Source organism: Acinetobacter seifertii (assembly GCF_016064815.1).
Taxonomy (GTDB): Bacteria; Pseudomonadota; Gammaproteobacteria; order Pseudomonadales; family Moraxellaceae; genus Acinetobacter; species Acinetobacter seifertii.
This window is the reverse complement of record NZ_CP065820.1, coordinates 1,986,532-2,001,018: the sequence shown is the minus strand read 5'-3', so window position 1 is coordinate 2,001,018 and position 14,487 is coordinate 1,986,532. Positions and strand designations below refer to the sequence as shown.

The window sequence follows — 14,487 nt, the reverse complement described above, 5'->3', positions numbered from 1 at the left end:
TTAGTATATTACAATTTTTTTAAGCTAAATTAACTTCACCACCGTCTACAAAAATTTCAGCTCCATTTGTAAAACTTGAATCAGAGCTTGCTAAAAATAGTACGGCTTTGGCAACTTCTTCTGGCATTGCTAGACGTTTCATAGGGATGTTTTCTAAATCTTGATTAAGTATATGCAGTGGATTGTGATCTTGGGTTCTAGAACGACCATATGCTGGAGTATCAGTTGGTCCTGGACTTACAACATTTACCCGAATGCCCTTATCAATAAAACTTGCAGCTAACGATCTAGCTAATGAACGTAAGCCTGCTTTACTAGCACCATACACTGGCGCTGATGCTACAGAAACAGTACCTGCCACAGACCCTGCTAATACAATTGAACTTGGATTGTTCATCATTTGCAATATAGCTTGAACTGTAAAGAACAACCCTTTTAAATTAGCATCCATAACCCAATGCCATTCCTCTTCAGTAACATTTCCAATTGTTGAAAAAGAACATTGTCCAGCACTAAAAAATAAAACATCTAAATTTTTGAATTTTGACCGAACAATTGATGCCATTTCTTCTATTTGTTTATTACTGGATACATCACATTTAATTGATAGAGCATCTTTGCCAATTTCATTTAGTGCAGATTTTAATGTTTTATCATTACGACCAGTAATAATAATATTTGCACCTTCCTGAGCAAATAATTTTGCAGCTGATAAGCCTATTCCACTATTACCTCCAACTATTAAAATATTTTTACCATAAAAACGCTTATTAATCATATCAATCATCTCTCTATATTAATTTATATTAATTTCATATAACTTAATTCAAAATTTATTAAAATCATGAATCAGATTATATAAATTTGTAACAGCTTTTATTGAATATTAATATTATCTCTATAAAAAATATTAATATAAAAACAATTAAATTTTAATTTATGAATATAAAATACATTTCAAATTTATTTACTCACAAATTAAATATTTATAAAAATATATTATATTTTCTCACTTTCAGGTTTATATAAATATTTTTTTCTAATCGCAAAATCTATGGTTTTTTTAAACCATGCTATAGTAGGATTTGGAAAATAAATTCCTAATCTACTCATAATTTCTAATGTACGCTCGCAATTATATTTAACTTTCCTATTCGGTCTATCTTTCCATTGGATAACTGTAGCTGCCAATACTTCATCCAGTTTATACACTTTATCAATAGCCTTATCATACTCTTCAGAAGAGCAAGGCATCACAGGATAACCTAGATTAGTTAGCCAGTTAGCTATTTGAGTAGGTTCAACTATATATGGATTTTCAACATGAAAAACTTGGGCAGGTATAGAAGGATTTTTAGCAATAGCCACAATAGTTGCTGCGACGATATCCACATGTGAAAAAGATATACAATAACTATCTTCATCAGCAATTGCTCCCGAAAGAATATAACTTTTCAACATTTGATATATTCGATTGTCACTAAGGTTAGATTGAAATGTTCCAGTTTTACTGTGGCTTGCAATATGTCCTGTACGATATATATATGTAGAACATCGTGTAGATGAAGTATCACGAACAATACGTTCAGAGTTAAACTTTGCTTCCTCATATGGAGAAAGGAACTGCTGACCTATATCAAATTCAGTCTCTGAGAAAATCTTAGGTGTATTTACTGTGCCAGCTATGGCTAATGTTGAAACGTAATGTAAAGGAATCCCGCCTTGTTTTGCTATCCATTCAATAACGTTTTTAGTTCCGATTTCATTAGTATGAGTTAATTCTTCTACGCTTCCTAATAATCTTGTATCCGCTGCTGCATGGAATACTGCTGAAATAGGAAAATTTATAACAGTAGAAATACCAAGATTAGGAGAACGAATATCACCACTCACTACTATCACCTTTTCAGCAGCGATAAGCATATCTTCATAACCAAAAGTTCGAGAATATGCTTCTAAAAAACGAGTATGCGCCTCTAAATCAGATTTTCCACGAACCAAACATACTGGTCTAAAAGCCTTTTGATTTAACATTTCATGTATTAATTGCAATCCTAAATATCCAGTCGCTCCAGTTATTAAAGCCGCAGGTAGATCCATAGCTAAGTCTATAGGCGCTTCATTACGGGAAAGCAAAATCAAACCAGATGTTGAAAAATACTCTCGAGTCAAACAACCAACAATCTGTTCATGTTTACTATCAATTGAAATAATTTGTCCTAATCTTTTACTTAATGTTGATATAATTTTGTCAGCTTGAGAAATAGAAATGCGTGAAGGATCATGGACAAAGTCTATTGTCAATGCATTATTTACAATTCTTGCAGTTAAACGACCAGCATAAACTTGGTCAATCTCTAAATTTCTAGTAGGACCATGCATCTCTTTTGCTGCGACCCATTCCTGATCAGAGGAGAAGGTTGAAAAGATACCTAGAAAGTTAAAACATAGCTCAGCTGTGTCTTCTTCATTAACTAATGGATCAAATAATTCACTATTTAGTTTTTCTTGCAAAGAATCAATACGTTGCATAAAGTTTATACTATCACCAATAGAAAAAGCTCCTTGCTTTATTGATGTGAACCAACCTACTGTCCCGAAATAACGTTCAATATCTCTAAGATTTTCTCGACCGTGTCTTTCTACGTCAATAACAACCTCAGACATTGAGCTTACAGCACCAATTCCGTCTAAGAAGCTTTGAAGCAAATATGCTTCTAAAGTAGTAGTATTTTTTGCAATATTTACTAGTTTGTTTGTTTCTATTTCACTTAATGATAAAATTAATGACTCAACTACTTTTTCATTCTTATTAGAATCTTTTACAAATATCTCTTGTTTTTTGGGCCGTATTGTAATTTGTCTCTGTTCTTTCAATTCAGAAGCAAACTCAGATGTCCAGTTCCAAAAACTTGCAGGTATATCAGATAACCATTCTTTTTCATTGATACATGCAGAGTAAGCTGAACCAAGCTCATTAAGTAAAATTCGCCAAGAAACACCGTCAATTGCCAAATGATGAACAATAATTAAAAGTCGATCTTGAGTTTCTTCTTTTGATTTAAATATATGTACTTTGAATATTTTTCCACGCTTAATATCTAGTGAGTGATTCAAATCTTTACTTACACTAATAATACTATTGTGCATATCTACTAAATCTGTCGGTAGATATGAAATACTTACATTGGTTAGCATGCCATTATTATTCACTTTACCAATATTATTTTTTTCAAAAGTCTGACATAACATTGGATGACGTTCACATAACAGATGTATTGCTTTTCCAAGTATAACTGGATCAATACTATTTCTAGATTGTAGAAGTACTGCATGATTATAATGGTCTTGGTCATTAGTATCTAAGTCAAAGAACCATTTTTGCATAGGTGAAAGAACTCTAACATGTGTTTCAGTTTTTATTTTTCTAGAAACCTCCATTTCAGAATTTGATTGAAGATAATTTGCTAGTTGACGAGATGTAGGATATTCATGAATTTCAGGAAGTGTTATTTTCCAATTTATAGCACGTAATCTTGCTATAAATTGCATTAGCATTATAGAATCTGCTCCCAACATAAAAATATTTTCATCAATATCAACTAAAGAAGTTCCTAAAAGTTGTGACCAAATATTAGATATCTGATGTGCTAAATTAGCATCTAATTGAGTTATTATTGATAATTGCTCATCTTTTTCTTCAAGCTGCTGAATTAATCTATCGATATTTTGATAATCAAGCTTGCCATTATCTGTGAGTGGCATTACAGGCAAAGAATATATTTTTGTTGGAACCATCCAATTTGGTAAACATTCTTTCAACTCTTGTCTTAAGTATTTAATTTCATTATTATTTTCTCTTAAACTATCTTCAAACTCTACTGCACAATAAATACGGGTTAAGCCATTATATTCATAAGTTAAAATCGCCGCCTTAATTACTCCTGCTATTTTTTCAATAGCAATTTCAAGTTCAGGGGGATTTACTATGTATCCACTAATTTTAATTTGACGATCTTTGCGCCCTAAAAATTGTAACTCTCCATTTGGTAATTTTGTACATAAATCACCAGTATGAAATGCTGTAAGACAATTATTATTAATTTCGAAACGAGTACTGGTTAATTCAGGTCTACCCAAATAACCTAAAGTAACCCCTGGGCCTCTAATAACTAATTCTCCTGCTTCACTTCCATCATCTCTCCTAAATGAATTTTCAAGTGTTAAATTACCTTGGCCAAGTGCTACACCAATTGGTACGCTTTCCTCATAATTAGCAAGCTCTTCCAATGAATCTATAACCTTACAGCACACCCCAATGGTTGTTTCACTTGGACCATAATGATTAATCAACCTTTCCGTGTAACCTTGAACTAAAATACCTTTTGCCAAATCAATACTTAATTTTTCACCACCTAAAATAACAGTGTTAATCATTAAGCTATTATCTATACGACCCTGCATAAGTATACGAAAATGTGAAGGTGTTGTTTTTATGTAGTTGATTTTATTCTCTTTGACCCATGTCCAAAAAGCAACTGGATCACGAGCAATATGACCTGAAGCTACACAAATACAACCTCCAACTAGTATCATGGGAAAAATAGCTGTATAACCTAAGTCTGCAGCTAACGTTGTAACATGCGCAAAATGAGGATTTTCATTTTGATTTATATCTAATCGTTCAATAATAGCTTTTGCATAATGAAATATATTCTTATGACTGACCGCCACTATCTTGGGTTTACCAGTAGAACCTGAAGTTAGTATCAAGTAAGCTGTAAGAGGTATATCAAATAAAAAAGAACTATTTACTTCATAACTCTTCAAAAACTCATCTGGCTCTACAATAAGAAGATCTAATATTGCTAGTGGAGAAGCCTTGTCTGAAACAATTAATTGTAGTTGGAGATCTTCTAAATCTTGCAATAAAAGATCAATAGGTTTGTTAGGTAGGGCCACTACCGTAAAACCTGCCGCCATAAGGCCTAGAAAAATTGCAATACTTTCTGCCGAGCGGTCAATATTGACACCTACTCGATCCCCACTTTGTAAATTATACTTCAGAGCAATATTAGTAGCTGCTTTTGTAATCCGGACTAAATCCTTATAGGTAAATGAAGATGAAGTATCATCCACAGCAATGCGCTCTGACCAAAGATTAGCAGCTGAAAATATTAACTCTCGAATGTTATCTGACTTTTGTATATTTAAATCTAACATTTTAAAATTCCTATATATTCATTTGTTTATTTTTAAAAAATATTTAATAAGATATATCTGATAAACTAACTATACGTTCCATTGCTAACATGATCATTTCTTTATTAAAATCAGGAACTTTTAAACCAGATAGCTCAAGTTCTTTTTGTGTTTTCAGCCAGCAATAGTTTAAAATACCTTGATTTTTTTCACTTTGATAACTTTCAAATTCAATTTGATTCATTGAGAAACTAGATTGTATTAAAGGAACCGCTGATAACGATTGCCCGTTTTCATGAAGATTTTTTATTTTCTTAATCCATTTAAAAAGTGGTACAGGGATTAAAGACAAAGAGGAATTATTATTTAAACATTCAGAAATGTTAATTGTTGTGCCTGCTGAACCACCGATGTGAAATATACGACCTCCTTGGGGGTTCTGTTCAGCTAATATCGAAATTGCATTTGCAACGTAGTCAACGGGAATAGGTTGCATATCATAACTGTAATTAGTAATCCCATAACCAGAATGTATACAACTCTCTAGTATTCTGTACTCACGCTGTTTAGGATCAAAATATCCATTTTTAGAATCGGCCCAAACAAGACCCAATCGATATACATTACAGCGTATACCTCTGTCTTGAGCTAATTTAACGATATTCTCAGCAACCCACTTACTTGTTTCATAACCATTTTCTTCTAAATGATTTTCATTATTAATAGGATGTAATTCATCTATAATACGTTCTTTAGGCTGTGAATTTGAATTGAACACAGCTAATGTAGAAATGAAATTAAGGATCTTAGGACGATTAGTGGTGGCTAAATGAAATAAATCACCCATACTATCTACATTTACTGCTTTAGCCGCCTTATAGTTTTCAAGATGGTTAACATGTGTTCCACAATGAAAAATTGAGTCAATAGTTTCGGATATTTTTATATAAGCATTATTACTTAATCCAAATTTTGGCTTAGAAATATCTCCTGAAATTACAATCAAACGTTTTTCATCCCCATTCCGCCACAACTTATATCGCAACATGATTTCTTTTAAACGTTCATTCGCTTTAGATTGACTTTCTCCACGAATTAAACAGTAAATCTTGCTTTTTTCATTATCATCCAGTAATTGGCGTAAAAGAAAACGACCTACAAAACCAGTAGCTCCAGTTAGCAGAATTGACTCAGGAGGATTTTTTGGTTGTCCTAAAAGTGGTTGGATATCTTGACTTAAAGTAGCTTCCCTATTCAAGGAAACATATTCTGCTGACTTTATTTCTTGGCCATGAATTAACTTTGCTAATTCTTTCAAAGTAGGGTTTTGATAAACATCAGTTATTTGAAGTTCAAAACCAATTGACTCATTAACTTTATGCAACATTTTTAATGCACTTAAAGAATGCCCCCCTAATCTGAAAAAATTATCATTCTCACCTATATCACTAACTTGAAGTGTTTGTGACCAAATAGTCTTCAACTTATCAATTAGTTTATCTTCCTGTAATTTAATTGAAAAAATATTAGAATGTATACCTAAATCTATTAACAATTTAGATAATTCAAAAACCGAAGGGGATTTAAATAAATCTCTAACTGTTATATTTATATTGAATTTAGAATTAATTAATGAAGTTAAATAGACACCTAATAAGGGATCACCATTTCTTTTAAAATAGTTTTCTTTAATATCTACAGTTTCGAAATGTAAAGCCTTTTTATATAAATCACATAATTCTTTTTCCAAATCTGATATAGTCAAATTATTTATATTTCTATAATTTGCCGAAAATTCTAATAAAGCTTTACGATCAAGTTTACCATTAGATGTGACTGGTAGAGCTGTAAGCTTAATATAAGAAGAAGGCCTCATAAATTCAGGTAATTTTTGTGTAATATAATTTCTTAATTTTTCTTCTAGATCGCTAAATTCTTTATTATCTGTAACAATATAAGCAGTTAACTCTTTACTATCAACGGTGGTATCAACTGCTAAAACAACAACATCTTTTATCAATCCGCTTTCTAATAATGATGATTCTATTTCTTTCAGCTCTATTCGAAAACCTCTAATTTTAACTTGATCATCAATTCTACCTATATATTCTAATATTCCATTTGGTAACCAACGTACAAGATCACCAGTTTTATATAAACGTTTACTACTACCTTTAATATTAGGATGGTAAAAAGGATTTTTAATAAATTTTTCAATAGTCAACTGATCTTTATTTAAATAGCCTCTAGCTAATCCAATACCACCTATATGTAGCTCTCCAACAGAACCTGTAGGGATAATTTCCTCTTTATTATTAAGTACAAAAAAATGAGTATTATGAATTGGACGACCAATAGGGACACTTAATAAATTTGTCGTATTTGGTTTACAAGCCCAATAGCTAACGTCAACTGATGCTTCAGTTGGTCCATATAGATTATGTAACTCTAAATTAGGACATTTTTGTAATAAATTATTGACTAAATTTATAGGTAAAGCTTCACCGCTACAAAATACTTGTTTTAAAGTCACACAATTAGAGAGATTTACTATGGATAACATACTAGAAAGCATAGAAGGAACAAAATGTATTTTTGTAATTTTCTCAGTATTTATCAACTCAAATAAATAATGAGGATCTTTATGCCCACCTGGTTTTGCAATTACTAAACCTGCTCCAGTACTTAAAGGCCAAAAAAACTCCCAAACTGAGACATCAAAACTAAAAGGTGTTTTTTGTAAAAATTTATCTTCAAATGATGAACCATATTCCTTATTCATCCACTCTATTCGATTAACTATTGAACTATGTTCGATCATCACACCTTTAGGTTTCCCGGTTGAACCAGAGGTATAAATTACATATGCTAAATGATTACTGTTCAAACCTAACTCATCTACTTTAGGATTGGTTATTGGTTGTTGATTTAGGATATTTATAATATTTATATCTTTAATATTAAGTATATTTTTTGAATTAAATTCACTCAATTCAAGAAATTTATTACTAGTAATAATTGTAGATAAATTCGAATCCTCAATTAAATACTCTAATCTAGACTTTGGATAATCTGGATCTAAAGGGACATATGCACCACCAGCTTTCAAAATAGCCAAAATACTAATAACCATTTCAATAGAGCGATCAAGACAAATTCCTACTAAAGTATCAGGTTTAACACCTCTATAGTTTATTAATAAATGAGCAAGTTGATTTGATCTTTTGTTGAGTTCAGAGTAGGTCAACTTTTCTTGACCAAAAATTATAGCAATATTTCCACTATTATTAATTACTTGTGTCTCGAAAAGTTCATGGAGACAAAGATTATTATTATACGGAGAAAAAGTTTTATTCCAGTTTTGCTGTTGTTCTACTAGTTCAGTTTGTGGAATTATTGAAATATCCGAGGCTAATGATTCAATTCTATTATCAACTATCTCTATAAGTTCAAATAAAACTTTCTCTATATATTCATGAATAAGGTGAGGATTAACTGATTCATCAACATTTAATTCAATTTCAAAATCATCTTCAAAATCATTAATAGTTAATTCTAATGGATAGTTATGAAAACCAAAATCTATTTGCTTTATGCTACTTAATGTAAAATTATTTCCTACTGCATTAAAAATATTATTTGTTTTAATCTTACGATAATTAATCAAGCTACTATATAGTATTTCCCCATTTTGTAAACCACTACATTTATAAACTAATAAAGGTGAGGTATTTATAAAAGATTGCAACCCAACTAATTCATTTTGAACATACAATAGCAAATCAAATATGTTGATATTTTGGGTTTTAAAACGTAGAGGTAAAATATTAGAATAAGCACCTACTTTCCTATAATTATTTTCATCAATATGAGATCTCATTAGGCTACCTAATACGATATCATCGTTATCACTACATTTAGCAATTATTAAAGCCCATGCTGTATAAAAAAAAACTTTAGGTTCTATATTGTTTAGTCTAGCTGTATTTAATAACTTTTTAATAATATCTTTTTTCACAGTACTTTTATAATTTAAAAACTTGATCTTATTAAAATTATTAATATTAAAAGGAGTTGCAGCTTCATTATAGTCATTTAACTTATTGCAAAAATATTCTTTTGCATATTCTTTCGTATTATTTAAATAGTTTTCTATATGTAATTTATATGGAGTCGGATTTTGCAAATAATCAGTTTTGTCATTAAGGCAAAAGTTTAATTCATCTTTGATTATTTCTAAAGTAAAATAATCAGAAATAATTTTATGTACTTTAACCTTAACAAAATATTTAAAAGTTTGCTCAATTCTAATTAAATCTACACTAAACAATGGAACTTTTTCAAAATTTAAATTTTCATTACATTTTTTTTCATTTAATTTATTGTATACATCATTATAATCTTTAGCTTGCATACTATTAATAATAAGATTCATGTGCTTTAGAACAACTTGAACAGGTTCAGAAAGCTCTTCAGACACTATAACTGTCCTCAGAGCATCATGTCTATTTAATATAATCTTAAATAAACTTAAGATTTCCTCATTGTTTTTATCGCTTTCGAATTCCATTATAGAAGACAAAAATAAATAATCTTGATTTTCAATAATATTACTTTCAATAAAAACCTCTTCTTGAAAAGGTCCTAGTGGATATACATCCTGTATATTATCAATACCACCCGGGATATTATTAAACACGGATTCAAGATTATTATTCTGCAGATTAAATATTCTATCTAAAGAAGAGTTTATTTTTAGATTCTCATCTTTAGTGTATTTTTCAAATAATTCTTTCATTTTAATTTCCTTTGGTTTGGTTGTAAAATCACACAAAATAGTTTTTTTTAAATTCCTAAAAATTAGATTTTTTTTCAAGGAATATGGATAACTCAGAGCTAAATAACTTAACAAGAGTATTAATTTGTTCATCCAAAAATAAATCTATCTGATATTCAAAATATAAAATAAATTTTTTATCAGTTGCTTCAATATTTAGTGATAAAGGAAATTTTGAAGTTCCATTAAAAGAACGATAATATTTTTTCTCAATATCAGGTAAATTTAAAAAATCTGTTGCTATATCATCATAAGAAATAACAAAATCAAAACCATAAAAGTCTTTGATCTTATTATTATCTCTAAGATGATCTAAAATGATTTTAAGAGGAATTTTTCCATGTTCTAAATTATTCCAAATTGTTTTACTTACATTTTCTAGAAAATTATTATTTGTCATATTCTTTTTAATTTCTATGAAACATGGTAATAAGTTTGCATAACACCCTAAAGTATCAAAATACTCATCAGGACGGAATGCTGATGTAAACCCGATAATTTGGTTAGTACATCCAAATAAGCTATATAATGATTTAGCATAAACAGTTAAAAATAGATGAAATGGTGTTATACTTCTATTATCAACCTTATTTAAATAATTATTAATAAGATTTTTATCTACATCAATAGCAATTTCTCTTCCTAAAATTGTATTTTTACTTATTTTATTTAAATTTGCTTTTTTGATAGCATCATCCATATCAAAAGTAGTTAAAATTTTATCCCAATAACTAAGAGTATTTTTAACTATATCTTCATTATATATTAGATTTTCATCTCTCTCCTGTGTTTTAAAAAAAAGATGCTCCCATTTAGAATACTTTAAGAAACGATAATCTTTTTCTTTAACTGGTAGTTTCCTATCTTCCACAAAATATGTATAAGCTTTTGAAAGCTGATCCATAAAATTTTTTACTGCTAGCCCATCAAAAACTAAATGATGAAACTGAATTATTAGTAGGTTTTCTTCATTGGATAATTTTACAACTCTAATATAATATGGTGGTGACTGCTCCAGATTTAATCGCATATTTGAAACAAGATGTATCTGATTCCTAATATAGTCATCCTTAAAATCTTTTTCGAGATTGCGCGCCTTTATAATATCAATATTAGGAACAATATTTTCGTCAATTCTTTGTTTAGGACCATCTGAAGTCATAAATACTCTAGAACATAATACAGGATTATTTTTTATTATATATTCTAATGATTTTTGTAGAAATTCTGTATGTAATTTTCCTGTTAAAAGTACGGAATAAGTAATACCATAGGGATTACCTTCATAAATTATTTTTTCATGTAAATATATTGCTGTTTGAGTTATAGATAGTGGTAATTTACTTGTATTATTAAAATCATCCTTTATATTTTCTTCATAACGATAATATTCAGTTATAAAACTTTTCTTTAAAATTTTAAATTGATTTTCATCTATAATATTTGAAATATGACTAATATCTGGTTTCTCTAAAATATCTTTTACAGACAGCGTGCAATTAAATTCTTTCTGAATAGTATTTATCATAGCTATAAATGTTAGAGAATCACCACCAATATTAAAGAATAAATCAGTAATTCCCACATCCGGCAAATCTAAAATTTTGCACCATATATACCTGACTCTAGCTTCTGTTTCAGTAATGTCATTTCTTTCTATTATGTTATTAATTACTATATCATTTGTAAGAAGAGCCTTTCTATCGATCTTTCCTGAACCTGTTCGTGGCATTTTATCTATAATAAAAATTTTATGGGGAACCATATATTGTGGTAAATTATTTATGCAATATTCACGAACATCCTCTTTTGTTAATTTTTCACTCTTCGATTGAACATAAGCAGTCAATATAGTATGACCATCATTATTAACTGTAGTAACTACTGCTGCTGCAACAATTTTTTGACATTTTAAAATAATATTTTCTATATTATCTAGCTCAACTCTATAACCTCTAACTTTAACTTGTCTATCCACTCTGCCACAAACAACAATATTTCCTGTTTCATTTTTATAACCCCTATCTCCTGTTGCTAAGAGCTTACTATATGAATTATTAAATGGATTCTCTAAAAATTTTTCTTTTGAAAAATCTGTTCTATTCAAGTAACCATCTACTACGCTTAAACCTGATATATATAGTTGCCCTTCATCCCCATCCTTAACTGGAACAAGATCCTCATCTAATATAAATATATTTGTCCCTGGAAAACATTTACCAACAGGTACAATTTCATTTTTATAAATAGGTGTTTCTATTTTACTTGTATCATAACTTGTTATATCAGCACTAGTTTCAGTTAAGCCATATTGATTTAATAAAATAGCATCAGGTAGAGCCTGATAAAAAGATTTTACCAAATCTGAAGTAAGTAACTCACCACTCACAACCCATAATTTTAACTTTGGTATTTTTTTATTTAACGCATCTACACTATTAATAATAGAATATAATAAAGAAGGAACTAAACAAATTCGTGTAACATTAAATTTATTTAGTAGATTAACTAATTCATAAGGATTTTTATTAATCTCATCATCTAATAATACTAGTGGAATTCCTTTTGATAAAGGTCCCCAAATTTCCCAGTGAGAGTCAACAACAGTCAGAGCTGTATTTTGTATGGCGATTTCATTTTCTGAATAGGGTTGTAAGTTCCATAAATTTAAACAACGTTGTACTATTCCACGGTGCAGACCTCTCACCCCTTTCGGTTTACCTGTCGAGCCCGATGTATACAATATCCAAGCTAACTTATCTTCTGGATAACTAGGGCTTTCATATTGCTCACACTCAGTATTGAATATAAATTTATCAATTCGTAAATGATTTATTGATTTTTTAAATTTGAATTCACTATCAGTAATAATCAACATAGGATTTGAATCTTTTATTATAAATTCAATAAAAGATTTTGGATAACCTTTATCAATAGGTAAATATGCAAATCCTGCTTTAACACAAGCTATTACAGCAATAATTGCGTTAATTGATCTTGATAAAAATATAGCCACTAAAGGGTCTTTAGTATTTATATTTCTTTTTAATTCTTGAGCAAAAACATTTGCCCTTAAATTTAGTTCATGAAATGTTAAGCATCCATCATTACTAATTAATGCAGTTTTATTAGGGCTCTCTAAGACTTGTTCTTCAAAATATTTTTGAATTGATCTAAAATCATCAAAAATATTTTCTGTATTTGAATTTTCGTCAGGATATTTTTTCTTATTAATCGTTGATGATTTTTCTAGTATATAATTAGACATTAAAAGACCTTTGAAATCAGATTTATTGTTAATAGAAAATTAATTTTTAATTATTCTAATTTAATTGATTTGAGTGGATATGAAATTGACATTACTGGATCTAACGCATATACACAATGATACCAGCCAAAAGGTATATATAAAGCATCACCAGGATTTAGAATAATTTCAATTGGATTTGCACTTTTAAATAATGGATAGTTTTCATTATCAATAACATCTGGCCCCGTCCAACAAGAACGATATTGATTAAAAGCTCGATAAGGATATAAATATTTTTCTTCGTATGGAGGATACATTAATATCTTTTTTCTGCCAAAAATTTGGCATAAAACTCCGTGGACACAATCAAAGTGTAAACCTGTTACTGATCTTTTTTCTGGTGTCTTTGACGATCCCAGCCAAAGCTGAGGAAATCCTAATATTGCAGTTTCTTGGAGCAATTGAGGGTTTTTAAAATCACTCATCAATACTCCTGGCAATCCTGTCCCTGCGCTATATTTTGAGGTTCCATTTTTAATATAATCTTCAATAGTCCATGGTAAGTACGAAACAACTTGGTACTTACCAAATTTTTCTAATAAACTTTCTATTGACCATTGGGAAATATTCCATTCATCTAAAATACCTTTCATTAATAAAGGTTCATATTTCTTAATACTTGCTACTAAATCCTTTGATTTTGGATAATGTAATACAGGAATATCTATAATTTTATCATTTTCTAACGTCGTTTTTTTTGCTAATTCTAATTCATCTAAAGTTTCCTGAGTTGGTCTCATGACAAGATTACATAAAAAATTTGCCAGTTTTTTATCTCCAGTAATATTCATAGATGAAGAGAATTCAATAACACGTGGATCATAAGTAGTTGCCATTTTCACAATATTTTTAATAGCAAACTCACTCATTAAAACTACTGCTTCTGGTGATTCAAATAAACCCTCTGTAAAAACAAGTGAAGAACTATTAACAGTTATGTAGAATTCTTGTTTTGGATTATCAAATATAAATTGAACTACTCCTGTTATATCCGCTTTCTCAAATCCATTTTCAAGCTCTGCAAAGAAGTGTCGACCATAATCAATTGTCATAAAATCACCTTACATTCCTAAATAATTTATATTAAATTCAATTAATTAGATTTAAATTGTGTTATTAAGTTAATTTAACCGAATGG

General features: G+C 29.4%; 5 protein-coding genes. All 5 read right to left on the bottom strand.

What is annotated here, in order from left to right; genetic code table 11:
• Window positions 1-19: 19 nt before the first annotated feature.
• The 5 genes from I8T81_RS09325 to I8T81_RS09305 all read right to left on the bottom strand — a co-directional run bounded on the left by I8T81_RS09325 (window position 20) and on the right by I8T81_RS09305 (window position 14,401).
• Entirely contained in the window at window positions 20-778 is a 759-nt protein-coding gene (locus tag I8T81_RS09325) for an SDR family oxidoreductase (protein ID WP_198072714.1), read from the bottom strand.
• 221 nt (window positions 779-999) lie between these two features.
• Entirely contained in the window at window positions 1,000-5,223 is a 4,224-nt protein-coding gene (locus I8T81_RS09320; RefSeq protein WP_198072713.1) for an AMP-binding protein, read from the bottom strand.
• 43 nt (window positions 5,224-5,266) lie between these two features.
• Entirely contained in the window at window positions 5,267-10,000 is a 4,734-nt protein-coding gene (locus I8T81_RS09315; RefSeq protein ID WP_198072712.1) for a non-ribosomal peptide synthetase, read from the bottom strand.
• A gap of 55 nt (window positions 10,001-10,055) precedes the next feature.
• Complete coding sequence (locus I8T81_RS09310) at window positions 10,056-13,307, bottom strand: amino acid adenylation domain-containing protein (RefSeq protein ID WP_198072711.1); 3,252 nt, start codon at window positions 13,305-13,307, stop codon at window positions 10,056-10,058.
• A 50-nt stretch (window positions 13,308-13,357) separates the two neighbouring features.
• Window positions 13,358-14,401 (bottom strand): cupin-like domain-containing protein, encoded by a 1,044-nt coding sequence (locus I8T81_RS09305; protein WP_198072710.1) that lies wholly within the window; start codon window positions 14,399-14,401, stop codon window positions 13,358-13,360.
• Window positions 14,402-14,487 lie beyond the last annotated feature (86 nt).